At 72.0% G+C, this 19,732-nt stretch carries 27 protein-coding genes; 15 read left to right on the top strand and 12 right to left on the bottom strand.

The features are described from left to right. Window positions 1-24: 24 nt before the first annotated feature. A complete protein-coding gene (locus RM609_RS18925; protein WP_311612382.1) occupies window positions 25-1,185 on the bottom strand; it encodes a 3-deoxy-7-phosphoheptulonate synthase in 1,161 nt (386 codons plus the stop codon). A 184-nt stretch (window positions 1,186-1,369) separates the two neighbouring features. On the opposite strand from RM609_RS18925, the gene gvpO reads away from it, so the two are divergent. The 8 genes from gvpO to RM609_RS18885 are packed head-to-tail and all read left to right on the top strand — an operon-like array spanning window position 1,370 to window position 4,702. Next, on the top strand, window positions 1,370-1,684 hold the full coding sequence (gene gvpO, locus RM609_RS18920) for a gas vesicle protein GvpO (RefSeq protein ID WP_311612381.1): 315 nt from the start codon (window positions 1,370-1,372) through the stop codon (window positions 1,682-1,684). Between the two features lie 42 nt (window positions 1,685-1,726). Continuing rightward, window positions 1,727-2,143, top strand: a complete 417-nt coding sequence (locus tag RM609_RS18915) for a gas vesicle structural protein GvpA (RefSeq protein WP_311612380.1) — start codon at window positions 1,727-1,729, stop codon at window positions 2,141-2,143. Then, entirely contained in the window at window positions 2,140-2,868 is a 729-nt protein-coding gene (locus RM609_RS18910) for a GvpL/GvpF family gas vesicle protein (protein WP_311612378.1), read from the top strand. The genes RM609_RS18915 and RM609_RS18910 overlap by 4 nt, the downstream gene beginning before the upstream one ends. Next, the gene (locus RM609_RS18905; RefSeq protein ID WP_311612446.1) at window positions 2,868-3,086 is read left to right on the top strand and encodes a gas vesicle protein GvpG; all 219 of its coding nucleotides are present in this window, start codon (window positions 2,868-2,870) and stop codon (window positions 3,084-3,086) included. The genes RM609_RS18910 and RM609_RS18905 overlap by 1 nt, the downstream gene beginning before the upstream one ends. Continuing rightward, window positions 3,083-3,427, top strand: coding sequence for a gas vesicle protein (locus RM609_RS18900; RefSeq protein WP_311612377.1), 345 nt, complete (start codon window positions 3,083-3,085; stop codon window positions 3,425-3,427). The genes RM609_RS18905 and RM609_RS18900 overlap by 4 nt, the downstream gene beginning before the upstream one ends. Beyond that, window positions 3,424-4,236 carry a GvpL/GvpF family gas vesicle protein gene (locus RM609_RS18895; RefSeq protein WP_311612375.1) on the top strand — a complete coding sequence of 271 codons (813 nt, stop codon included), beginning with the start codon at window positions 3,424-3,426 and terminating at the stop codon, window positions 4,234-4,236. Before RM609_RS18900 ends, RM609_RS18895 begins: the two co-directional genes overlap by 4 nt. Further along, the gene (locus RM609_RS18890; RefSeq protein WP_311612374.1) at window positions 4,233-4,430 is read left to right on the top strand and encodes a gas vesicle protein; all 198 of its coding nucleotides are present in this window, start codon (window positions 4,233-4,235) and stop codon (window positions 4,428-4,430) included. Before RM609_RS18895 ends, RM609_RS18890 begins: the two co-directional genes overlap by 4 nt. Continuing rightward, window positions 4,427-4,702, top strand: coding sequence for a gas vesicle protein K (locus RM609_RS18885; protein WP_311612371.1), 276 nt, complete (start codon window positions 4,427-4,429; stop codon window positions 4,700-4,702). Before RM609_RS18890 ends, RM609_RS18885 begins: the two co-directional genes overlap by 4 nt. Before the next feature lie 66 nt (window positions 4,703-4,768). Here RM609_RS18885 and RM609_RS18880 read toward each other — a convergent pair whose 3' ends face one another. Then, window positions 4,769-5,860, bottom strand: a complete 1,092-nt coding sequence (locus RM609_RS18880) for a helix-turn-helix domain-containing protein (protein ID WP_311612369.1) — start codon at window positions 5,858-5,860, stop codon at window positions 4,769-4,771. A gap of 191 nt (window positions 5,861-6,051) precedes the next feature. On the opposite strand from RM609_RS18880, the gene RM609_RS18875 reads away from it, so the two are divergent. After that, window positions 6,052-6,498, top strand: coding sequence for a glycine-rich domain-containing protein (locus tag RM609_RS18875; RefSeq protein ID WP_311612367.1), 447 nt, complete (start codon window positions 6,052-6,054; stop codon window positions 6,496-6,498). Window positions 6,499-6,653: 155 nt separating this feature from the next. Continuing rightward, window positions 6,654-7,325 (top strand): class I SAM-dependent methyltransferase, encoded by a 672-nt coding sequence (locus tag RM609_RS18870; RefSeq protein WP_311612365.1) that lies wholly within the window; start codon window positions 6,654-6,656, stop codon window positions 7,323-7,325. Window positions 7,326-7,414: 89 nt separating this feature from the next. Here RM609_RS18870 and RM609_RS18865 read toward each other — a convergent pair whose 3' ends face one another. The 8 genes from RM609_RS18865 to RM609_RS18830 all read right to left on the bottom strand — a co-directional run bounded on the left by RM609_RS18865 (window position 7,415) and on the right by RM609_RS18830 (window position 14,335). Beyond that, window positions 7,415-9,019, bottom strand: a complete 1,605-nt coding sequence (locus RM609_RS18865) for an alpha/beta hydrolase (RefSeq protein ID WP_311612364.1) — start codon at window positions 9,017-9,019, stop codon at window positions 7,415-7,417. A 178-nt stretch (window positions 9,020-9,197) separates the two neighbouring features. Then, window positions 9,198-10,007: an urease accessory protein UreD gene (locus RM609_RS18860; RefSeq protein ID WP_438828477.1), complete on the bottom strand. Its 810-nt coding sequence runs from the start codon at window positions 10,005-10,007 to the stop codon at window positions 9,198-9,200. Window positions 10,008-10,039: 32 nt separating this feature from the next. Then, a complete protein-coding gene (gene ureG, locus RM609_RS18855; RefSeq protein WP_311612362.1) occupies window positions 10,040-10,729 on the bottom strand; it encodes an urease accessory protein UreG in 690 nt (229 codons plus the stop codon). 84 nt (window positions 10,730-10,813) lie between these two features. After that, complete coding sequence (locus RM609_RS18850; protein ID WP_438828475.1) at window positions 10,814-11,515, bottom strand: urease accessory protein UreF; 702 nt, start codon at window positions 11,513-11,515, stop codon at window positions 10,814-10,816. 28 nt (window positions 11,516-11,543) lie between these two features. Next, window positions 11,544-13,265: an urease subunit alpha gene (locus RM609_RS18845; RefSeq protein WP_311612361.1), complete on the bottom strand. Its 1,722-nt coding sequence runs from the start codon at window positions 13,263-13,265 to the stop codon at window positions 11,544-11,546. Continuing rightward, a complete protein-coding gene (locus RM609_RS18840) occupies window positions 13,258-13,569 on the bottom strand; it encodes an urease subunit beta (RefSeq protein ID WP_311612359.1) in 312 nt (103 codons plus the stop codon). The genes RM609_RS18845 and RM609_RS18840 overlap by 8 nt, the downstream gene beginning before the upstream one ends. Before the next feature lie 10 nt (window positions 13,570-13,579). After that, window positions 13,580-13,882, bottom strand: a complete 303-nt coding sequence (locus RM609_RS18835) for an urease subunit gamma (protein ID WP_229356557.1) — start codon at window positions 13,880-13,882, stop codon at window positions 13,580-13,582. Window positions 13,883-14,035: 153 nt separating this feature from the next. Next, a complete protein-coding gene (locus tag RM609_RS18830) occupies window positions 14,036-14,335 on the bottom strand; it encodes a type II toxin-antitoxin system Phd/YefM family antitoxin (protein WP_311612351.1) in 300 nt (99 codons plus the stop codon). Between the two features lie 89 nt (window positions 14,336-14,424). On the opposite strand from RM609_RS18830, the gene RM609_RS18825 reads away from it, so the two are divergent. The 3 genes from RM609_RS18825 to RM609_RS18815 all read left to right on the top strand — a co-directional run bounded on the left by RM609_RS18825 (window position 14,425) and on the right by RM609_RS18815 (window position 16,391). Continuing rightward, complete coding sequence (locus RM609_RS18825) at window positions 14,425-15,060, top strand: ATP-dependent Clp protease proteolytic subunit (RefSeq protein ID WP_311612350.1); 636 nt, start codon at window positions 14,425-14,427, stop codon at window positions 15,058-15,060. A 5-nt stretch (window positions 15,061-15,065) separates the two neighbouring features. Beyond that, window positions 15,066-15,395: a hypothetical protein gene (locus RM609_RS18820; RefSeq protein WP_311612349.1), complete on the top strand. Its 330-nt coding sequence runs from the start codon at window positions 15,066-15,068 to the stop codon at window positions 15,393-15,395. 507 nt (window positions 15,396-15,902) lie between these two features. Then, window positions 15,903-16,391: a C40 family peptidase gene (locus RM609_RS18815; protein WP_311612348.1), complete on the top strand. Its 489-nt coding sequence runs from the start codon at window positions 15,903-15,905 to the stop codon at window positions 16,389-16,391. Window positions 16,392-16,640: 249 nt separating this feature from the next. Here RM609_RS18815 and RM609_RS18810 read toward each other — a convergent pair whose 3' ends face one another. Next, window positions 16,641-17,069 (bottom strand): ATP-binding protein, encoded by a 429-nt coding sequence (locus tag RM609_RS18810; RefSeq protein WP_311612346.1) that lies wholly within the window; start codon window positions 17,067-17,069, stop codon window positions 16,641-16,643. A 244-nt stretch (window positions 17,070-17,313) separates the two neighbouring features. Between RM609_RS18810 and RM609_RS18805 the strand changes: the two genes are divergently transcribed. After that, on the top strand, window positions 17,314-18,183 hold the full coding sequence (locus RM609_RS18805) for a helix-turn-helix domain-containing protein (RefSeq protein WP_311612344.1): 870 nt from the start codon (window positions 17,314-17,316) through the stop codon (window positions 18,181-18,183). Window positions 18,184-18,192: 9 nt separating this feature from the next. Continuing rightward, entirely contained in the window at window positions 18,193-18,459 is a 267-nt protein-coding gene (locus tag RM609_RS18800) for a DUF397 domain-containing protein (protein ID WP_311612342.1), read from the top strand. A gap of 20 nt (window positions 18,460-18,479) precedes the next feature. Here the strand turns inward: RM609_RS18800 and RM609_RS18795 are convergent, their stop codons facing one another. Then, the gene (locus tag RM609_RS18795; RefSeq protein WP_311612341.1) at window positions 18,480-19,634 is read right to left on the bottom strand and encodes an 8-amino-7-oxononanoate synthase; all 1,155 of its coding nucleotides are present in this window, start codon (window positions 19,632-19,634) and stop codon (window positions 18,480-18,482) included. Window positions 19,635-19,732 lie beyond the last annotated feature (98 nt).

Raw genomic sequence — 19,732 nt, 5'->3', positions numbered from 1 at the left:
GAGGGGCGAGGCCCATCGGCCGGGTCAGGCCCGCTCCCCCATCATCTCGGCGACGAGGAAGGCCAGGTCGAGGGACTGGGCCCGGTCGAGCCGGGCGCCGCGGGCGGCCCCGTCGGCCCGGTCGCCGGTCAGCGCCACATGGATGCCTCCCGCGTGGGTGCCGCAGGTCCGGTGGACCTCGAAGAAGCCCCGGACCTCGTCGAGGAGGGCGTCGAAGTCGTGGACCGTGTGACCGCCGGACGTCCGGACGGTGTTGCCGTGCACGGGGTCGCAGACCCAGGCGGGCGTGGCGCCCTCCCCCGCCGCCTTGCGCACCAGCGCGGGCAGCCGGTCGCGGACGGCTCCGGCGCCCATCCGGGCGATGAAGGTGAGCCTGCCGGGGATACGGTCCGGGTCGAGCCGGTCGACGCAGGCGAGGACGGTGTCCGGGTCGGCGTCGGGGCCGAGCTCCACTGCTACGGGGTTGTGGATCCGGGAGAGGTACGCGAGGTGCTCGCCGTCCGCCTCCCGGCCGGGCAGGGCGGCCCACAGCAGATGGGCGCTGGTCGCGTAGGGCAGCCCGGTGCGGGCGTCGGTGCGGGTGAGCGCCTCCTCGTAGTCGAGCCGCCGCCCCTCGTGGCCCGCGAAGAAGTCGACGGTGTGGACCTCCTTGGGGTCGACCCCGCACGCGTGCATAAAGCGCAATGAGCGCTCGATCCCGTCGGCGAGCTCCGTGTAGCGCCGGCGGGCCGGGGAGTCGGTCACGAAACCGCGGTTCCACTCATGCACTTGATGGAGGTCGGCATGCCCTCCGATACCGAAGGCGCGTACGAGATTCGTCGTAGTCGCCGACGCGTCGTACATCCGGCGCAGCCGGTGGGAGCCGGGGTCGCCCGAGCCGGTGGGCCCGCCGAAGTCGACGCGGCCGAAGTCGACCCGGCCGACCTTGACCACCGGGACCGAGGCCGCGTAGGTGAGGACCACGGCCATCTGGAGGAGCGTGCGGAGGATCCCGCCGACGGAGTCGGCGGTCGTCCGGCCGAAACTCCGTGCGCTCTCGCCCCCTTGGAGCAGGAACGCCTCGCCCCGGGCGACGGCCGCGAGCCGGTCCCGCAGCCGGTCGCACTCCTCGGCGAAGACGAGCGGGGGCAGATCCTGGAGCGGCCCGCCCGTCACCGGCGGTCCGGCCTGCGGCAGTGGAGTCATGTCCCCGTCCCTGGGCGGGCCGGCCGCGCGCGGCGGCCGGCGGGATGTCCGGCCCAGGAATTCCAGCCCACCCGCCGGGCCCCGTCAAGGACGACCCACCCCTTTTCCGGTGCGAAGGGGTTTGTCCAGGAGTTCACGCGGTACGCGCAGTGGTGAGGTCCTTGAAGACGACCCAGAGGTCCTTATGACAGCCGAGTCCGAATCAGACAAGGCCGAATCAGGCAAGGCCGACGACGCGTCCGTCGACATCCCCGTGTCCCGCGTCCTGCGGGCGGCCCGCGACCAGCTCGCCGAGCTGGCGGGCCTGCGGGCCGAGGGGGTCTCCGGTTTCGAGCGGACCCCCGAGGGCTGGACGGTGGAGATCGAGGTGGAGGAGATCCCGCGCGTTCCCGAGACGATGAGCGTGATGGGGCTCTATGCGGTGACCCTCGGCCCCGAGGGCGACCTCACGGGTTTCCGCCGCGTACGGCGCTACGAACGAGGGAGGACCGACTCCTGACGGACGCCGGCCATGAGTCGGCGGTGAAAGGAAGTTCCCGACATGAGTGTTGTCCCGGCGCAGCGGTCCGGGGGTGCCGGTGGCACCAGCGGCCTGTACGACGTCCTTGAGCTCGTTCTCGACCGAGGTCTGGTCATCGACGCGTTCGTCCGGGTCTCCCTGGTCGGCATCGAGATCCTGAAGATCGACGTACGTGTCGTCGTCGCCAGCGTGGACACCTATCTGCGGTTCGCCGAGGCGTGCAACCGGCTCGACCTGGAGGCGGGGCCGCACCGGAGTGCCGGGCTGCCCGAGCTGGTGGGCGAGGTCACCGAGAGCGGGGCCCGTGGCAAGAGCAAGGGCGTGCTCTCCGGCGCCGCCCGGACGGTCACCGACGCCTTCCACCAGGCCCGCGGGGACGACGAGCCGAGCCGGGCCCGCCGGACCTCCTCGCGGAGCAAGAAGGAGGAGAGCGAGTGAGCACCTACGTCTATGGCATCACCGACGGTGAGCGCACGCGGCTCCCCGAAGGGCTCACGGGGATCGGCGAACCGCCGCGGCCGGTCCGCCTGGTGACGGATTCCGGGCTGGCGGCGGTGGTCAGCGACTGTCCGGAGGGCCTGCGGCCCAAGCGGCGCGATCTGCTGGCCCACCAGCAGGTGCTGTCCGAAGCGGGCCGGAAGTCCGCCGTCCTGCCCATGCGGTTCGGCAGCGTCTGCGACAGCGACGACGACGTGGTCCAGGTGCTGTCCCGGTACGCCGAGCGCTACCGGTCGACGCTGGAGCGGCTGTCCGGGCGTGTGGAGTACAACGTCAAGGCGGTGCACCATGAGGAGACGGTGCTCCATGTCGTCCTCGCCGAGAACGCCGAACTGCGGGCCCTCGCCGAGGCCAACCGGAGGGCGGGCGGCGGCACGTACGAGGACCGGCTGCGATTCGGGGAAATGGTCGCCGAGGCGGTCCGTTCCCGGGAGGCGTGGGACGCCGACCTGGTGCGCGACACCCTGGAGCCGCTGGCGGAGGGGTGCCGGACCGGCCCGGAGAGCGGCGGCTGGTTCCTCAGTCTCTCCTTCCTCGTCGCGGAGCCGGCCGCCGAGGTACTGCTGACCACCGTCGAACGGCTGTGCAGGGCCCACCCACAGCTCGACCTCAAGGTGACCGGTCCGCTGCCGCCCTACAGCTTCGTCGATTTCGTCGATTCGTGATGCTGGTCGGCTGGGTCCTCCGCAGTCTCCTGGCCGAGGCCGAGCGGCTGTACTACGACCCGGCCGTCGTCCAGGGCGAACTCCGCGCCCTCGGGGAGGAGCTGGAGGCCGGCCGGGTGGACGAGGCGGAGTTCGACCGGCTGGAGGACGCGCTGCTGGACCGGCTGGAGGAGGCGCGGCGGCGCTCACCGGTCAGGGAGGAGACCCAGGACCCATGAGTTTTCCGAGCCGGCTGCCCGACGCCCGTTCCCCATCGGAGGGTTCGGCCAATCTCGCCGACATCCTGGAGCGGGTGCTCGACAAGGGAGTGGTGATCGCGGGCGACATCCGCGTCGACCTGCTCGACATCGAACTGCTGACGATCAAACTGCGTCTGGTGGTCGCCTCGGTCGACAAGGCGAGGGAGATGGGCATCGACTGGTGGGAGCACGACCCCTCGCTCTCGTCCGGGAAGCGCACCCGGGAACTGCGGGAGGAGAACGACCGCTTGCGGGCGCGCCTCACCGCTCTGGAAGAGCGACCGCCCCGGGAAGAGGACAAGGAAGGAGGCGACCGGTGACCGATCGGGAACTGCTGTACGTCTACGCGGTCGCCAGGGACACCGGCCCGGCCCGGGACGATCCGCAGACCGTGACGACGGGCGTGGCCGGGGAACCGGTGCGCGAGATGTGCCACGCGGGGTTCACGGCCCTGGTGGGCCGGGTGCCCGCGGCGGAGTTCGAGGAGGGCGCGCTGCGCGAACGGCTGGAGGACCTGGCGTGGCTGGAGCGGGTGGCGCGTGGCCACCAGCGGGTGGTCGACGCCGCGGTCTCCCGGTTCTCCTGCGCGCTGCCGTTGCGGCTGGCGACCGTCTACCGCGACGAGGAGAGGCTGCGGCGGATGCTGACGGCCGGCCGGGTGTCCATCGGCTCCGCGCTGGAGCGGCTGGAGGGGCGCGTCGAGTGGGGCGTCACCGTGTACGCCGTGCCCGGCCCGGCGGCGCCACCGCCACCGCCGCCGTCGCGGGAGCCGTCGGGCGCCCCGTCCGGCCGTGACTACCTACGGCGGCGCGGGGCCGAACGGCGGGCCCGCGAGATGGGCACGCGGCGCGAGAACCATGCGGCGGATGTGGTGCACGAGACGCTCGCCGTCCTGGCCGAGGCGGTCCGCCTCCACCCGCCGCAGAACTCCCCGCTCTCCGGCCACCGGGGCCGCAACGTCCTCAACGCCGCCTACCTGGTGCCGCGGGCCCGCGCGGAGGAGTTCACGAGGGCGGTCGCCGACCTGACGGACCGGCCCCCCGGCGACGGCCTGTGGATCCGCCTGACGGGACCATGGGCCCCCTACTCCTTCGTCACCCACGAGCCCCGCTCCCCGGACGGACCATGACCGGCCAAGGGCTCCCGGCGGAACGGCTGTCCCTGGTGGACCTCCTCGACCGGCTGCTCGCGGGCGGCGCGGTGATCACCGGCGACATCACCCTGCGGATCGCCGACGTCGATCTCGTCCGGATCGATCTGCGGGCCCTGATCAGCTCCGTGAACGCACAGGTGCCCTCACCCTGGGAGGAGCCGTCGCCATGACCCGCCGCGTGGAACTGGACCAGGACACCGTCGAGCGCGACCTCATGCGGCTGGTCCTGACCATCCTCGAACTGCTCCGGGAGCTGATGGAACGTCAGGCACTACGTCGCGTCGAGCAGGGCGACCTGACGGAGGACCAGGAGGAGCGGATCGGCCTGACGCTGATGCTGCTCGCCGACCGCATGGACCGGCTGTGCCACCAGTACGACCTGGAGCCCGAGGACCTCGACCTGGACCTGGGCCCCCTCGGATCGCTCCTCGGCAGGCGGTGAGTCAGGTGAGTCATGGGGCACATAGCTCTTCCCCGGCCCCGCCGGACGGACCACGCGATTTCGATTTCACCCGCTCCCCGCCCGGACGCGGGTGCCCAGGGCCGAGGCCAGTTCCCGCACGCCGACAGTGCGCGGGTGCCGGTCGATCAGGTCGCCGGCAACTCGCCGGATGACGGGCCGGTCCCGTACCTCCGCCGGGGAAACGCGAAGGGCGTGGAGGAGAGCGTCAGCGGTTTGCTGAGGTTTGTCCCACTGCCACCAGGCGCGGGCAAGGTCGGTGTGCATGCGGGCGCGTCGTTCGGCCGTGGAGAACTGCGCAGGGTGCAGGCTACGGCCGGAGTGAAGGGCGGCGCCGGCATCGCCGATGGCCCAGTACACGCCGACCTCGTAAAGCGTGACCGCGGCCGGGCTGATCGAGAACACAGCACCCGCAGGCGAATGGTCAGGCAGGCGTGTGGCTGCGCGGCCAGCTTCCCGCATCAGCGTCAGGGCTTGGTCGCGGTCACCGGCGCGGGCAGCGGTGTACGCGGTGGTACAGAGCATCTGGGCGTACGCCATCGCCTGCGCCTGCGTGGCCAGACCCGTGCGCTCGACGGTGGCCAGGGCGCGGTCGACCAGGCGCTGGGCCGCATGCGGCTGGTCCTGGTGCCGAAGCACGATGCTCAGCTCTCGGGACGCCTCGGCTGTGGCGATGGCGCTGCCGGACAGGTCCGCGTAGGTCAGGGCCCGGTCCGCTGTCAGCCGGGATCGCTCGTAGCGACCGATTTTCGTCAGGACCCGGGAGACCAGGGAGTAGCACGAGGACAGGGTCGCGTAGGCCGACTGCGACCCGGTGCGGGCGGCAGCGTGGGCGTCTGCCAGCAGTGTCGGCAGCGTTTCCAGGAGCTGGGCGTGTCGGCCGGCGTCGAAGAGGACAGCCGCGGCCAGAACATCTGTCGGTAACCCCACCTCGCGCGCGGCGTGTCGAAGTAGGCCCAGGTCACCCGTGCCGTGGCGTTCGAGGCGGGAGATGGTGGAGGCCGAACAGCCCAGCCTCCGGCCGAGATCGGCCTGACGCCAACCGTGACGGGTCCGGCCGAGCCGGATAAGGGCGCCGGCCTGACGCCCTTCGATCAGGACGGCGGCCTCGGCCGTCCTCCACAGCGGATCGGTGCTCATCACACCCCCAGTGGGCGCGGGACCGGCGCGCCCACGGTACGCGTCGCCGCGGGGCTCGTCGAGGGCGTGTGCAGCATCTGCACACCGTGTGCGACCTGCGGCAATGGATCACCGGGAGCGGCGTGGGAGCGATGCACTGAGGGCGCGCCCCAGCCACGGGGTGAAGGCATCGAGCACCAAGGGAGGACAGCATGGCGACGGCAGTCGAGACTGGGCCGAAGGCTCGCGACCCCCGGGAGTACGTGAAGCCGGAGGTGTGGGAGCGAGAGATCCTGCTGCTGATGCGCGACTACCCCTTCGACGAGGTGTACGCCGACCGCCTGTTCCACGCGGCCGTGTCGTACCTGATCACCGCGATGGAGAAGTGGGGCCAGGCGCTGGAGATGTGCTGCGGCCGCACTGTGGACATCGCGGTTCACACCTTCATCCTGGACACCAGGAACTACCGGGAGTTCTGCGCCGAGCACTTCCAGGGCCGGTTCCTGGAGCACATCCCCGAGATCGGGTTCAAGTACGACGGCTCGGTGGAACGCACCGCGAAGATCATCCACGGCAATGGGTTCGAGGTGGACTGGAAGCTCTGGGAGGCCGACTACGCCAAGTGCGGCCCCTGTGCGCCGGGCACGAGCTGTCACTGAGTGAACCCCGGACGGTCAGGCCCGGGAGAGCCGCGAGCGCTCCCGGGCCGCTTCATGGGCCGAGCGGGCGACCTTCGGCAAACACGCCTCGGCGGCAGGGCGGCCCCGGTACGGTGACGGACTCACGTGGCCCGCCGTTCCCCGCGAGGAGCCCCATGCCCCGCCCGCCCCTTACCCCCGCCGAATACTGGGACCTCTACAAGCCCCACCGGGGCGAGGGCGCACAGCCGGCCCCCGAGCAGGGCCGGTTCGAGTGGACGCAGTTTCCCGGTCACGGCCCCGGCCCCGAACTCCTCGGCGCGCCGCGCACGGTTCTGGAACTCGGTCCCGGAGAAGGCACCGATGCCGTCTACCTGGCCCGCCACGGCGCCCAGGTCACGGGCGTCGACTTCTCCGCGTTCCAGACCGAGCGCGCCCGCCGCTGGTGGGCGGACGAACCCGGCGTCACCTTCGTCCACGCCGACGTGTGCGACTTCCTCGTCACCGAGGCCACCGAGTACGACGCGATCTACTCCATGTGGGGCGCGGTCTGGTTCACCGACCCCGAACAGCTCCTCCCACTGGTCGCAAAGCGCCTGGCGCCGGAAGGCATCTTCGTCTTCAGCCACGCCGAGCCGGGCCCCGACACGTACGGCCCCCAGCAGATGCGCGGGAAATGGCTCGAAGGCCGGCAACGGGAACTCACGGTCCTGCGCTGGCAGTACCCACCCCAGACGTGGGCCGACCTGCTCAAGCGCAGCGGCTTCACGGACATCGACGCGCGCATCGTGCCCCCGCCAGCCGACGAGGCCCTGGGCACCCTCCTCGTGCGGGCCGGCGTCGCCTGATCCCGGCAGGACGGTCACCACGCCAAGACAACTGCGCCCCGGCCCTTCTCGGGCCGGGGCGCAGACGCTACAGGTACCGCTACCGGGAATTACTTGGCGGCGGTGGCCTTCGGGGGCACCGGGGTGGCGTGCGGGGTGCACGTCACGTCGGAGCCGCCGGTGAGCTTGCCGGTCAGGAGGTAGGCGTCGACCTTGCTGTTGATGCAGGGGTTGACGAGACCGGTGACGCCGTGGGAGCCGGCGCCCTTCTCCGTGATCAGCTGCGAGCCGCGGAAGCGCTTGTGCAGCTCGACCGCGCCCTCGTAGGGGGTGGCGGCGTCACGGTCGGACTGCACGATGAGGGTCTGCGGCAGGCCCTTGTGCGTGGTGACCTCGATGGGGTTGTACTGCGGGCCCTTCCAGGTGGCGCAGGGCAGGTTCATCCAGGCGTTGGACCACGTCATGAACGGGGCCTGACGGTCGACGCGGGTGTTGTCGCGGTCCCACTTGTTCCAGCTGGTGGGCCACTTGGCGTCGGCGCACTCGACCGCGGTGTAGACGGCGTTGCCGTTCTCCGAGGCGATGTTGCCCGCCTTGTCGGCCATGTCCGGGCCGGCGGCCTGGACCAGCGGCTTCTCGTCGCCGGCGACGTACTTGCTCCAGGTCTGGGCGACCGGCACCCACGAGGAGTCGTAGTACGCGGCCTTCTGGAACCAGCCGATCAGCTCGGCCGGGCCGACGAGCCCGCCGATGGGCTTGGCCTTGGCGGAGGCGCGGAGATTCTCCCAGTTCTGGTGGACCGTGGCCTGGGTGGCGCCGAGGTGGAAGGCGTCGTCGTGCTGGGCGACCCACTTCTCCCAGTCCTTGAACCGGCCCTCGAAGGCGATGTCCTGCTCGAGGTTGGCCTTGTACCAGATGTTGTCCTGGGCCGGGTTGACGACGCTGTCGACGATCATGCGACGGACGTGCGTCGGGAACAGCGTGCCGTAGACGGCGCCGAGGTAGGTGCCGTAGGAGACGCCGAGGTAGTTCAGCTTCTTCTCGCCGAGGGCGGCGCGGACGACGTCCACGTCACGGGCGGTGTTCGTCGTCGTCATGTACGGCAGGAGGTCGCCGCTGCGCTCGAAGCAGCCGTCCGCGTACTCCTTGGCCAGCTTGCGCTGGGCGCGCTTGTCGGCCTCGCTGGAGGGCACCGGGTCGGGCTTGGGCGCCTTGACGAACTCCTGGGGGTCGACACAGGAGATCGGGGCCGAGTGACCGACACCGCGCGGGTCGAAGCCCACGAAGTCGTACGCCTTGGCGATGTTGACGTAGAGCGGGTTCTTGGTCGTGACCTTCGTGGGGAAACGCAGGCCGGAGCCGCCCGGGCCGCCCGGGTTGTAGACGAGCGAGCCCTGGCGCTCGCTCGCGGTGCCGGTGGACTTGACCCGGTCCACGGCGATCTTGATGGTGCGGCCGTTGGGCTTGGCGTAGTCGACGGGAACCGTGACGAAGCCGCACTGGATCGGCTTCTGGAACCCCCAGTCGGCAGGACAGTCCTGCCACTGCACGCCCGTCTTCGCGGCGTGCTCGGCGGCGATCTTCACGCCCTTGGCCTCGGCGGCGCCTCCCGGCACGGCCTGCGCCGCGCCCGCCGTCGGGGCCGCCAGGAAACCGGCAACGAGCGTACCGGCCAGCACGGTGCCGGCCGCACCGGCTATCGCGTTGGTTCTCAAGATAGGAATTCCCCCTGCTTCGAACGCCGCCCCGGAGGGCAGCGATGATCACGCGGTCTGCGGGGAATCCTTTCGTCTCCCCTGCCACAAAGGACAGGGTGTAAGGGCGTTCTTTACTAATCCGTAAAGATGACGGAACAAGACAGGGCACGGGTGGTGGCCTTCACCCCAACTGGCGCTAAAACGCCCGGATTACGTCGTTCAGCTCGCTTGTCCATGAATCCAGCACCTTGCGCAGTCCCAGTGCGTCCCGTGCGACCGCGCTCACCACGACGGCCGGGCCGGCGAGCGGGGTGACGGCGGCGGTCGCGCCGAGCGGACGGGCCGTCATCGGCCGGTCCTCGAAGGCCGGATGCACGACGACGAGCTGGCCGACCGCGCGGTGCCCGCCGAGCACCGCGCCGCCGTCCCAGCCGGGCACCCCCGGTCCATAGCACAGCTCCTGGTCGAACAGCGGCCGCCCGGCGAGGTGGACCGTCAGCCGTGAGCGCAGCCGTCCCGGGGGCTCGCCCGCCCGGCCCAGGACCTGCTCCTCGCGGAGCAGCAGCCGGGCCCCGGCGGCGAGCGCGACACGGGTGGTCGTCCGGACGTCGCTGCCGTGCGCGGAGATCAGCGGCTCGGGCAGCCAGCGCAGGGCGGCGCCCTCGCCCACGTCGATACGGGTGTCATAGGTGGCGGGCGCGCCCGTCCGGCCCGGCAGGGCGATCGTGGCGGCCGTGGTGGAGAAGGACAGCGCGGCGCCGCGCTCGACGCGGGCGCCGAGCGTCAGCCGGTCGCCGCCGAGCGGGGCGCTCATGGCGCCCACGAGCGCCACCCGGGCCTCGGCCCCGCGCCCGCCGATCCGGCGCAGGGCGAACGGCCCCCCACCCTCCAGGACGGGCAGGGCGGTGCCGCCCCTGCCGTCGGGGGCGGCGACGATCCGGGCCGCCGCCACCACGCCGGCGGGGTCGGGCGCGGTCGCCGTGGCCACGGCGGACGACGGAGCCACGGCGACGGGCGGGGTCACGGCGACCGGTGGAGTCACGGCGCCGTCCAGATCGCGAGCCGTTCGAGCACCCAGTCCCGTACGGGCGCGACGCCGCCCTCGGTGGCGAGCGAGGTGAAGGCCACCGGAAGCTCCCCCCGCTGGGCCTTGGCGTCGCGCGCCATGCCCTCCAGGTCGACGCCGACGTACGGGGCGAGGTCGGTCTTGTTGACGACCAGCAGATCGGCGGTGGTCAGGCCGGGTCCGCCCTTGCGGGGGATGTCGTCACCGCCGGCCACGTCGATGACGAAGATCTGCGCGTCGACGAGGCCCTTGGAGAAGGTGGCGGTGAGGTTGTCGCCGCCGGACTCCACGAGGACGAGGTCGAGCGGGCCGACCGCGTCCTCCAGATCCTCGACGGCTTCGAGGTTGGCGGAGATGTCGTCGCGGATGGCGGTGTGCGGGCAGGCGCCCGTCTCCACGGCGGTGATGCGCTCGGGCGGCAGCACGGCGTTGCGCAGCAGGAACTCGGCGTCCTCGCGGGTGTAGATGTCGTTGGTGACGACGGCGATGGACAACCGCTCGCGCAGCGCGCGGCACAGGGCGGCGACTGTCGCCGTCTTGCCCGACCCGACGGGCCCGCCGAGCCCGATCCGCAGGGCGCGGCGGCTGCCGTCGGGACGGGTGGGCGCGGCGGCGCTGTAGGTGTGGCGGTGGGGGTAGGCGGTGGGGTGGTCGAGGTGCACGGGTTCCCTCCGGGGGTGTCGGATTCAGCCCCTCCGGCGTTCGAGGAGCGGGGGTCCGGGGGCTGGGCCCCCGGGAGACAGCGGCTACGTGGCGAACAGCCGCACCGGCCAAGCGGCGTGCTGCTCCGCCGTGATGTCGAGCAGCGGCGCCGCCGGAGCGGGCAGGGCGTCGGTTCCCTCGTCGAGCGCCCGCAGCGCCGCCTCCGCAGCGCGCGCCGCGACGTCGTCGAGCTCCGGCGCCAGCCGCGCCAGCACCGCCGTCGCCTCGAACGGATCGAGGCTCAGCAGCCGCACCACCGCCGTCGCCGGCCCGCTCACCGCCTCGTACGCGGCGGCGTACGCGGCGGCCGACGGCCCCAGCCCGGCGGAGCGTGCCACCAGCCCGAGGACGACGGGCTGGTGGGCGCCGCGCGGCAGGGCCGCCGCGAGGGCGTCGAGTTCGGGCGACGGCCAGGCGGCGCGCGCGGCGCGCATCAGCTGACGGCCGAGCCGGCGCGCGGCGGCGCGCAGGGCCGGCGAGGGGGTGCGGGCGTCGGCGGCCGCGTCGAGGTCGAGCGGGTCGATCCCGGCGGCCGCGGCCGCGGCGAGCCCCGCCGCGGTCAGCCCGGCGGTGTGCAGCCGTCCCCGGCAGAAGGCCTCCAGGGACGCGCCGTCCGTGACCCGGCCGGCCTTGACGGCCGCCTCGGCGCCGCCGGAGTGGGCGTGGCCCCCGGCGGGGAAGCGGCCGTCGGCCAGGACGAGGAGCGCGGCGGACATGGTGCCGCCCATCGGCTGCCTGTCGGACATGGTGCTCATCGGTGGCCCGTCAGAATCATCAGAAGAGGAAGTACCGCTGGGCCATGGGCAGCTCCGTCGCCGGGCGCGGCTCGACCGGCTCCCCCTCGATGGTCACCGTGAAGGTGTCCGGGTCCACCTCCACCCGGGGGCGGGCGTCGTTCTCGCGCATGTCCGCCTTGGTGAGGCGGCGGGTGTCGCGGATGGGAACGAAGCGTTTGCCCAGGCCCAGCCGTTCGGGCAGCCCGTCGTCCAGCGCCCACTGGGTGACGAAGTTGAGGGAGTTGGCGGCGGGCGCCCTGCCCCGGGCGCCGAACATGGGGCGCGGGAGGACGGGCTGGGGGGTGGGGATGGAGGCGTTGGCGTCGCCCATCTGCGCGTAGGCGATCTGTCCGCCCTTGAGGACGAGCAGGGGCCGGACGCCGAAGAACGCGGGCTCCCACAGCACCAGGTCGGCGAGTTTGCCGGTCTCGACGGAGCCGATCTCGTGGTCGAGGCCCTGGGCGACGGCGGGGTTGATCGTGTACTTGGCGACGTAGCGGCGGGCCCGCCGGTTGTCGGCGCGGCCGTCGCCGGGCAGGGCGCCGCGCCGTTCCTTCATCACATGCGCGGTCTGCCAGGTGCGCAGGACCACCTCGCCGATGCGCCCCATGGCCTGGGAGTCGGAGGAGATGATCGAGATGGCGCCGAGGTCGTGGAGGACGTCCTCGGCGGCGATCGTGCCGGGCCTGATCCGGGACTCGGCGAAGGCGAGGTCCTCGGGGACGGCGGGGTTGAGGTGGTGGCAGACCATCAGCATGTCGAGGTGTTCCTCGACGGTGTTGACGGTGTGGGGCCGGGTGGGGTTGGTGGAGCTGGGGAGGACGTTGGCCTCGGAGACCACCGTGATGATGTCGGGCGCGTGCCCGCCGCCCGCGCCCTCGGTGTGGTACGCGTGGATGGAGCGTCCGGCGATGGCGGCGAGGGTGTCGCCGACGAAGCCCGCCTCGTTGAGGGTGTCGGTGTGGATGGCGAGCTGGGCGCCGCTCTCCTCGCACACGCTCAGACAGGCGTCGATGGCGGCGGGGGTGGCGCCCCAGTCCTCATGGATCTTGAATCCAACGGCTCCGGCGCGCAGTTGGGCGCGCATCGCGTCGTAGGAGACGGTGTTGCCCTTGCCGAGGAGGCCTATGTTGACCGGGTGCCCCTCCATCGCCTCGAACATCCGGGCGAGGTGCCAGGAGCCGGGGGTGATGGTGGTGGCCTTGCTGCCCTCGGCGGGGCCGGTGCCGCCGCCCACGAGCGTGGTGACGCCGGAGGCCAGCGCCTCGTCGGCGAGCTGGGGGCAGATGAAGTGGACGTGGGCGTCGACGGCGCCGGCGGTGAGGATCCTGCCGTTGCCGGAGATGATCTCCGTCTCGGGGCCGATGACGAGGTCGGGGTGGACGCCGTCCATGGTGTCGGGGTTGCCGGCCTTGCCGATGCCGGTGATCCGTCCGTCGCGGATGCCCACGTCGGCCTTGACGATCCCCCAGTGGTCGAGGACGACGGCGCCGGTGATCACGGTGTCGGGGGCGCCCTCGGCGCGGGTGACGCGCGACTGGCCCATCGACTCGCGGATGACCTTGCCGCCGCCGAAGACCGCCTCGTCCCCGGCGTGGCCGGGGCCGCCGCAGCGGTCCTCCTCGATCTCTATCAGCAGGCTGGTGTCGGCGAGCCGGATCCGGTCGCCGGCCGTCGGCCCGTAGAGCGCGGCGTACTCGGCGCGGGTCAGCTCAGGCATCGAGCGGTCCCCCGCACTCGCCGCGCAGCCCCTCGACGACGCGCTTGCCGCCGATGGGCACGAGGTCGATCTCGACCGGGATGCCCGGCTCGAAGCGCACGGCGGTGCCGGCGGCGATGTCGAGGCGCAGGCCGTGGGCGGCCGCGCGGTCGAAGGCGAGGCCCGGGTTGGCCTCGGCGAAGTGGTAGTGGGAGCCGACCTGGACGGGCCGGTCGGCCGCGTTGAGGACGGTCAGCCGGACGCGTCGCGGCCCTTCGTTGAGCCGTACGGGCGCGTCGGCGTGCAGGATCTCTCCGGGAATCACGGTGCCCCCGTCACGCGATGGGTTCATGGACGGTGACGAGCTTCGTCCCGTCCGGGAAAGTGGCCTCGACCTGGACGTCGTGGATCATCTCGGGGATGCCGTCCATGACCTCGTCACGGGTGAGGACCTTGCGCCCCGAGGACATCAGCTCGGCGACGGTGCGGCCGTCGCGGGCGCCCTCGAGGATGTGGGCGGTGATCAGGGCCACCGCTTCGGGGTGGTTGAGGCGCAGCCCGCGGGCCCTGCGCCGCTCCGCGACGTCGGCGGCCACATGGATGAGCAGTCGTTCCTGCTCGTGCGGGGAAAGTTGCATGTATCCCACCTCAACACAGTGTTGACCTGGGGTTCTTCTCCCCGCGGCCCCTGACCGCAGATTAGGGCGCAAGCTTTTCCAACGCGTTAACCGGGATGACCGATTTTTGGTGCGTCCATGACCAGCCCCCGCGCCTCCGGCGCGGGGGGGACGTCAGCGCCGCGCGGTGCCGCCGTGACCCCGGTGCTCGGCCGCGATGCCGAAGCGGCCGCGTTCGCCCGGAGCGGACGACGACACCGGGCGGACCGTGGCGACGGTACTGATCACCGGCTCCTCCGGCGCGGCCGCCCCGGCCGGCTCCTCCTCCAGTCGTCGCAGGTCGTCGGCGGAGACCAGGGCCACCAGCGGCTTCCCGTGACGGGTGACGACGACCCGCTCGCCGCCGTAGACGACACGGTTGATGAGGTCCGCCAGCTCGGCTCGGGCTTGCGTCACAGGAATCTCGTAGGCCATGACCCCATTCTAAGCTGCTGTACGTCCTGTACATTTTTTACAGAAGGCCGATCGCGACGGCCGATCGAACCGATCGAAAGGCGCAGCTCATGGACCGACCCCTCGCCCGGCACGTCCTGCCGGAGTTCACCGAACGCACCAGCAGCGGGACGCATACCTTCGATCCCTACTCCAAGCTGTTCTCCGAGCGCGTGATCTTCCTCGGGACGGCCCTCGACGACGCGGCGGCGAGCGATGTGATCGCCCAGCTGATGCACCTCGAACACGCGGCGCCCGGGCAGGACATCGCGCTCTACATCAACTCCCCCGGCGGCTCCTTCTCCGCGATGTGCGCCATCTACGACTCCATGCGCTATGTCGGCTGCGACATCCAGACCTACTGCCTGGGCCAGGCCGCCTCGGCCGCCGCCGTGCTGCTGGCCGCCGGCACCCCTGGCAAGCGGATGGTGCTGCCGCACTCCCGGGTCCTCGTCCATGAGCCGGCCCTGCCCGAGCCCGTCCGGGGGCAGCCCTCGGACCTGGAGATCCAGGCCGCCGAGATGCTGCGCGCCCGCGAGACCCTGGTGGAGATGCTGGCGCTGCACACCGGGCGGAGCCCGGAGCGCGTCCGGCGGGACATCGAGCGCGACACCGTCCTCGACGCGGCGGGGGCCGTGGCCCACGGCCTGGCCGACGCGGTGGTCACCGACCGCCGGGCGCAGGGCGCGCCGGCCGGGGAGAGGTGAGCGGCGTGCCGCACGGGCCGTCCCACCGGTTCCCTCCGGAACTGCCGCCACTGCCCGCGCTGACCCGGGCCGAGGGCGAACTGGTCGACCGTTATCTGGAAGTACTGGATCAGCTCGGACGGATCAACCCGGCCCGCGCGCAGGACACGTATGGCGGGCTACGAGCCGCGCAGAGGCTCGTGGTCGCGGCCGCGGGACTGCGCGACGCGCTGGCGACGATGCACGAACGGGGCGAACGACAGGTGTACGCGGGAACGCTGGCGCGGGCGATGCGGGTCCTGGACGGCGAACGCCGGGCGCTGCGGGTGACCTTGCCGCCTCCGGTTACGAACTGAGGAGCGGAAACATTCTTCCCTCGATCTCCTTCAGACAGCGGATGCGATTGTAGACAAGCCGTGGTGATCATGTCGGGCCGTACGCGCGGTTTGCGCTCGGGGTGATCGCCCGCGCCGCAGGTGACCGGCTCACCAGGGGAAATCCACAGGAACCAAATCGCCCTGCGTCCACCGGAATTGCCCAACGGTGACGAGGCTCACATATGCCCGGATCCCCTCGGCGTGCCCGGCGCGACTGCGCCAAGATCCCTCCGACGACAAGACCCCGCCACCACGGCGGGGCGGTCCGGGCGGACGCCGAACCCCGCCGCCGCCCGGGCGCTGGTCGACATCAGTGCACCGGCGGGGATGGAGGACCCAGGCACGACGGGCGGGCCGGAACGATCCATGCGGTGAGATGGAACGGCCGGACCAGCCCTTGGGGTGAAGCCGCCTCGGCGGCCGGGCATCTTCGCCTGCCCGAACCCGACAGGTCATCCTTCACAGGCGGCTGACGAAGGGTTTGGCATGGGCGCGCACAAACGTCCCTCACGGCTGTCCAGGGCCGGGGTGGTACCCCTGTCCGTGAAATCCGCCCTGACTCTGGCGGCCGTCAGCGCAACGGTACTGGCACCCGGCGCCGTCAACGACGCCGAAGCCGCCACCCTCTCCACCAAAGCCCTGTGGATCGCGGCCTCGAAGGCGGGCTCCCCCTATCTGTGGGGTGCTACGGGCCCGTACAGCTTCGACTGCTCGGGGCTGACGCAGTACTCCTTCAAACGGGCCGGCAAGCAGCTGCCCCGTACCGCCCAGGAGCAGTACAACCGCACCGAACACATCCCCTCCCCCTCCCGGGAACAGGGCGACCTGGTGTTCTTCCACGGCCGGGGCGGCGTCTACCACGTGGGGATATACGCCGGGAACAATCTGATCTGGCACGCCCCGAAGACCGGTTCGGTCGTCCGCCTCGAGCGCATCTGGACCAGAAGCGTCTCGTACGGCCGAGTGAACGACTGAACCACCGGCGCGGGTGACGACCGGCGCGGCTACCGCTTCCCGCCCCCGTCGTCCCGCAGAATCCAACGCGCGTACCCGTCGCGCCGGACTCCCCGCGCGCCGAGCGCGTCTTCCGTGGCAGCGGACCCGACTGCCGTGCGGTGCCCCACGGGCACCGGCTACACCTGAGAACCCACCGGTTCCTGTGCGCGGCTCCACAAGAGCGCCGGGCCGGGCGGACATTCCCGCCCGGCCCCTCCGCGCTGCCGGTCAGCGGACGGACACCGTCCAGGGCAGCGTGATCCACACCGTCTTGCCGCCGTCGGCGGTCGGGGTGACGACGACCCTGCCGCCGTACTCGGCGGTGAGCGCGCGGACGATCACCATGCCGCGGCCGCTGTCCTGCCGGCCGTCGGCGGGCAACCGCCTGGGGTGGCGCGGATGGCTGTCGGTGACCCCGACCCGCAGGCGCTCCTCCCGGTCCAGCCGGAGCTCCACGGTGAACGTGGGCGACTGACCCCGGGTGTGCTGCACGGCGTTGGTGGCCAGCTCGGAGAGGATCAGCCGGATCGTGTCGGCCAGGTCCGTCCCGTTCGGCAGGCCCCAGGTGACGAGCACTTCCATGACATGGCGGCGGGCGACGGAGACCGAGGCGGGAGCACTCGGCAGGGTGACGGTTGCTTCCTGGTGATCTGCCATGGCGCTGTCCCTTTCCCCGCCGAGGCTCGGCCCGGCTCTTGCGCGCCAGCGTCCCACTGATAACGGCCGCGATGGGTGTGATCCACCGGATTGTGGATATATCTGTCGCTCAAAGCGGTGAACTCTACGACGAGCGACCGGATTTGGCCGTGGCCCTGGTTTATTGACTCTGACGCGAGGCGTGTGAACAACGCGTCGAGGGTTATCACGACGCTTCCATGTGAGCGGCGGGGAGGGAGAGCTGATGCGGAACGGACCCGCGGTGCGCCGCCGCAAACTCGGCGCGGAGCTGCGCCGCCAGCGCGAGCTGACGGGGATGACGAGCCGGGAGGCGGCCTGCGCGGTCGGCTGGCACCAGTCGAAGGTGAGCCGGATCGAGACGGGCAGCAGCGGGGTGAAACCCGCCGATGTGGCCCGGCTGCTGGATGTCTACCGGGTGTCGGACCCGGAGCTGCGGGCCCTGCTGGGGGCCCTGTGCGGGGCGGGGTCCAAGGACGCGGAGGGGTCGCGGCGCGGCTGGTGGTACGCCTATCGCGACCTGCTGCCTTCGGCGTATCTCGACTTCATCAGCCTGGAGTCGGAGGCCTCCCACGCCCGCACGCTGGAGACCACGGTGGTGCCCGGGCTGTTGCAGACGCCCGACTACGCCCGGGCGGTGACCCGCGCGGCGCTCGGCGATCCACCGGCCCGGCAGGTCGAGGAGCTCGTCCGGGTGCGGCTGGCCCGGCAGGCGGTGCTCGGGGGACGCCGGCCGCTGGAGCTGTGCGCGGTGCTGGACGAGGCAGTACTGCGGCACGAGGTGGGCAGCCCCGAGGTGATGACGGGACAGCTACGGCATTTGCTGGAAAGGGGCTCTCTGCCGCATGTACGGCTGCACGTACTGCCGTTCACCAGCGGCAACCATATCGGTATCACGGGCCCTTTCGTTATCTTCTCGTTTCCGCGCATCGCCGATCTGGACGTGGTTGTTCTCGACCACTTGACGAGTAGCCTCTATCTGGAGCGGAAAGAGGACCTCCGGGCGTACGCCTCCGCATTCACGACGCTCCGGGCGCACGCCCTGTCGCACGAGAAATCGTTGGAATACATCGCCGGGATCAGTGACGGCGCGTAGGGAGGCGACATGTCCGCAATGCCTCGGTACGTACCCTCTGCATCGGCCCAGCCCGCCCGGTGCCACGCGGTATGGCACCGAAGCAGCTACAGCACCGGAATGAACAACTGCGTCGAGACGGCGCTCCTGGGTACGGAGCTGCTCGCCGTGCGTGACTCACGGCGCGGCGCCGGCCCTGTCCTGCTCTTCCCCCGCACCACCTGGTCGGTCTTCGTCACGGACCTGGACGGCGGCCGCCCGGCCCGTTCCCCCGGCGAGGATGCCGACGGGGCCTGAGACGGCGGAAGCCGGAACCGTCAGGCGGCGGCCGGCGCGGTCCGTACGATCGTGTCGGCCGCCGCCGCGACCTCCCCGTCCGTCAGGTCCGCCCGGGCGGTCAGCCGCAGTCGCGAGACGCCGTCGGGTACGGACGGCGGCCGGAAGCAGCCGACGGCGAGCCCGGCCTCCCGGCAGTCCGCCGCCCAGCGCACCGCGGCCTCGGGCGAGGGGGCCCGTACGGAGACCACCGCCGCGTCGGGGCGCACGGCCACGAGCCCCGCCTCGGTCACCCTGCGGTGGAGCTCGGCGGCCACGGCCCGGACCCGCCCGGCGCGCTCCGGTTCCCGGCGCAGCAGCGCGAGGCTCGCCAGGGCGGCGCCGACCGCCGCCGGGGCGAGGCCGGTGTCGAAGATGAAGGTCCGGGCGGTGCTGACGAGGTGCTCGATCACCCGGGCCGGGCCGAGGACCGCGCCGCCCTGGGCGCCCAGCGACTTGGAGAGGGTGACGGTGGCGACGACGTCCGCGTCGCCCGCGAGCCCGGCCGCGTGGAGGGCGCCCCGGCCGCCGTCGCCGAGGACGCCGAGGCCGTGGGCGTCGTCCACGAGCAGCGCCGCGCCGTTCTCCCGGCAGACCCCGGCGAGTGCGGCCAGCGGGGCGGCGTCGCCGTCGACGGAGAAGACGGAGTCGGTGACGGCGATGGCCCGGCCGTCGTGTGCGGCGAGGGCCTTGGCGAAGGCCTCCGGCTCGGCGTGCGGGACGACGGCCTTCTCCGCGCGGGCGAGCCGGCAGCCGTCGATGAGGGAGGCGTGGTTGCCCTCGTCGCAGACCAGGAGGGTGCCGCTGCCGGCGGGGCCGGAGAGGGCAGTGACGGCGGCGAGGTTCGCGGTGTAGCCGGAGGAGAAGACGAGCGCGGCCTCGAAGCCGCAGAACGCGGCCAGTTCCTCCTCCAGCCGGGTGTGCAGCGCGGTGGTGCCGGTGACCAGCCGGGAGCCGGTGGCGCCCGCGCCCCAGTGCCGGGCCGCCGCCGCGGCGGCCTCGGTGACCTCGGGATGGCGGGTCAGGCCCAGATAGTCGTTTCCGGCCAGGTCGACGAGATCGCTGTCGGCCGCGCGGGGCCGCAGGGTGCGGACGAGGCCGGCGGTGCGCAGCCGCGCCTGCCGCGCGTCGATCCAGTCGAACGGGTCGCGGTGCATGGCCGTCCCTCGCGTTTGGTGGGTTTGCATAAAACCTAGCCGTCCCGGGGCCGGGGCAGGATGTGGCGATACACACACCTCAAACCCCGCCTGTTGTG

The sequence above is a fragment of the Streptomyces hesseae genome (assembly GCF_031845785.1).
GTDB classification, from domain to species: Bacteria; Actinomycetota; Actinomycetes; order Streptomycetales; family Streptomycetaceae; genus Streptomyces; species Streptomyces hesseae.
The sequence above is the reverse complement of the archived record's forward strand: the minus strand, read 5'-3'. Positions and strand labels throughout refer to the sequence as shown.